The organism is Variovorax sp. 679, from assembly GCF_003952185.1.
In the GTDB taxonomy this organism is placed as follows: domain Bacteria; phylum Pseudomonadota; class Gammaproteobacteria; order Burkholderiales; family Burkholderiaceae_C; genus Variovorax.
Genome location: NZ_RXFS01000031.1, coordinates 1 through 3,202, shown reverse-complemented (window position 1 = coordinate 3,202; position 3,202 = coordinate 1). Strand labels below are relative to the sequence as shown.

The window sequence follows — 3,202 nt, the reverse complement described above, 5'->3', positions numbered from 1 at the left end:
GACTGGGGGTTTCTGGGCTGTAAGAGCCTGACGATGACCTACTTTCACACGGGAACCCGCACTATCATCGGCGCTGAGTCGTTTCACTGTCCTGTTCGGGATGGGAAGGAGTGGGACCAACTCGCTATGGTCATCAGGCATAAAGGGTTGTCTGACTGATCACGCGATCAATCAAACGAATTCATAGAGTTTGGAATCAGCTTTTGGCGAATTGTTTTGAATGCGTCAACTTGGCATAACACCTTGATCTTCTTGATCAAAGTTATAGGGTCAAGCCGCACGAGCAATTAGTATCAGTTAGCTTAACGCATTACTGCGCTTCCACACCTGACCTATCAACGTCCTGGTCTTGAACGACTCTTCAGGGGGCTCAAGGCCCCGGCAGATCTCATCTTGAAACGAGTTTCCCGCTTAGATGCTTTCAGCGGTTATCTCTTCCACACTTAGCTACTCGGCAATGCCACTGGCGTGACAACCGATACACCAGAGGTGTGTCCACTCCGGTCCTCTCGTACTAGGAGCAGGCTTCCTCAAATCTGCAGCGCCCACGGAAGATAGGGACCAAACTGTCTCACGACGTTTTAAACCCAGCTCACGTACCTCTTTAAATGGCGAACAGCCATACCCTTGGGACCGGCTACAGCCCCAGGATGAGATGAGCCGACATCGAGGTGCCAAACACCGCCGTCGATATGAACTCTTGGGCGGTATCAGCCTGTTATCCCCAGAGTACCTTTTATCCGTTGAGCGATGGCCCTTCCATACAGAACCACCGGATCACTATGTCCTGCTTTCGCATCTGCTCGACTTGTCAGTCTCGCAGTTAAGCACGCTTATGCCATTGCACTATCGTCACGATGTCCGACCGTAACTAGCGTACCTTCGAACTCCTCCGTTACGCTTTGGGAGGAGACCGCCCCAGTCAAACTGCCTACCATGCACTGTCCCCGATCCAGATAATGGACCTAGGTTAGAACCTCAAACACACCAGGGTGGTATTTCAACGTTGGCTCCACAAGATCTAGCGACCCTGCTTCAAAGCCTCCCACCTATCCTACACAGATCTGTTCAAAGTCCAATACAAAGCTACAGTAAAGGTTCATGGGGTCTTTCCGTCTTTCCGCGGGGAGATTGCATCATCACAAACATTTCAACTTCGCTGAGTCTCAGGAGGAGACAGTGTGGCCATCGTTACGCCATTCGTGCAGGTCGGAACTTACCCGACAAGGAATTTCGCTACCTTAGGACCGTTATAGTTACGGCCGCCGTTTACTGGGACTTCAATCAAGAGCTTGCACCCCATCATTTAATCTTCCAGCACCGGGCAGGCGTCACACCCTATACGTCCACTTTCGTGTTTGCAGAGTGCTGTGTTTTTAATAAACAGTCGCAGCCACCGATTTTTTGCAACCCATTCATGCTCCGTTGTTCACTTCACACTAATAGGGCACACCTTCTTCCGAAGTTACGGTGTCAATTTGCCGAGTTCCTTCTCCTGAGTTCTCTCAAGCGCCTTAGAATACTCATCTCGCGCACCAGTGTCGGTTTGCGGTACGGTCGTTGTTAGCTGAAGCTTAGTGGCTTTTCCTGGAACCTCGTTCAGTCACTTCACCAGCAAGCTGGCTCGATCGATGGCCTCGGTATATGTGCACCGGATTTGCCTAATGCACGCCTACATCCATCTAAACCGGGATATCCAACACCCGGATGACCTATTAAGATCCGTCCCCACATCGCACTAACAATCGGTACAGGAATATTGACCTGTTTCCCATCAGCTACGCATCTCTGCCTCGCCTTAGGGGCCGACTCACTCTACGCCGATGAACGTTGCGTAGAAAACCTTGCGCTTACGGCGAGGGGGCTTTTCACCCCCTTTAACGCTACTCATGTCAGCATTCGCACTTCTGATACCTCCAGCACGCTTTACAACGCACCTTCACAGGCTTACAGAACGCTCTCCTACCACTTGCAATAAATTGCAAATCCGCAGCTTCGGTAACTGGCTTAGCCCCGTTACATCTTCCGCGCAGGACGACTCGATCAGTGAGCTATTACGCTTTCTTTAAATGATGGCTGCTTCTAAGCCAACATCCTGACTGTTTTAGCCTTCCCACTTCGTTTCCCACTTAGCCAATTTTAGGGACCTTAGCTGGCGGTCTGGGTTGTTTCCCTCTTGAGTCCGGACGTTAGCACCCGGTGCTCTGTCTCCCAAGCTGTACTCATCGGTATTCGGAGTTTGCCTTGGTTTGGTAAGTCGCCATGACCCCCTAGCCAAAACAGTGCTCTACCCCCGATGGTAATACTTGAGGCACTACCTAAATAGTTTTCGGAGAGAACCAGCTATTTCCAAGTTTGTTTAGCCTTTCACCCCTATCCACAGCTCATCCGCTAGTTTTGCAACACTAGTCGGTTCGGACCTCCAGTACCTGTTACGGCACCTTCATCCTGGCCATGGATAGATCACTTGGTTTCGGGTCTACACCCAGCGACTGATCGCCCTATTCGGACTCGATTTCTCTACGGCTTCCCTATTCGGTTAACCTTGCCACTGAATGTAAGTCGCTGACCCATTATACAAAAGGTACGCAGTCACCCTTGCGGGCTCCTACTTTTTGTAAGCACGCGGTTTCAGGATCTATTTCACTCCCCTCCCGGGGTTCTTTTCGCCTTTCCCTCACGGTACTAGTTCACTATCGGTCAATGATGAGTATTTAGCCTTGGAGGATGGTCCCCCCATATTCAGACAGGATTTCTCGTGTCCCGCCCTACTTGTCGTTAGCTCAGTACCACACAGGTCATTTCACGTACGGGGCTATCACCCGCTATGGCCGGCCTTTCCAAGCCGTTCCGTTATGTCTTGTGCTATCACTAACAGGCTTCTCCGATTTCGCTCGCCACTACTTTCGGAATCTCGGTTGATGTCTTTTCCTCGAGCTACTGAGATGTTTCAGTTCACCCGGTTCGCCTCGCATGACTATGTATTCATCATGCGATACCTTTCGGTGGGTTTCCCCATTCGGAAATCTCCGGATCAAAGCTAATTTGCCAGCTCCCCGAAGCTTATCGCAGGCTATCACGTCCTTCGTCGCCTATCATTGCCAAGGCATCCACCACGTGCTCTTATTCACTTGACCCTATAACTTTGACGTTTCCTCACGGAAACCAAAGTCAATCAAGGAATTGCCAGGTCTTTCACCTG

General features: G+C 50.7%; 2 rRNA genes. Both read right to left on the bottom strand.

The annotated features are described in order from the left end of the window. Nucleotides 1–25: 25 nt before the first annotated feature. Nucleotides 26–138: ribosomal RNA gene (rrf, locus tag EJO71_RS34100) — 5S ribosomal RNA — on the bottom strand. 128 nt (nucleotides 139–266) lie between these two features. Beyond that, nucleotides 267–3,137: ribosomal RNA gene (locus EJO71_RS34095) — 23S ribosomal RNA — on the bottom strand. Nucleotides 3,138–3,202: the final 65 nt, after the last annotated feature.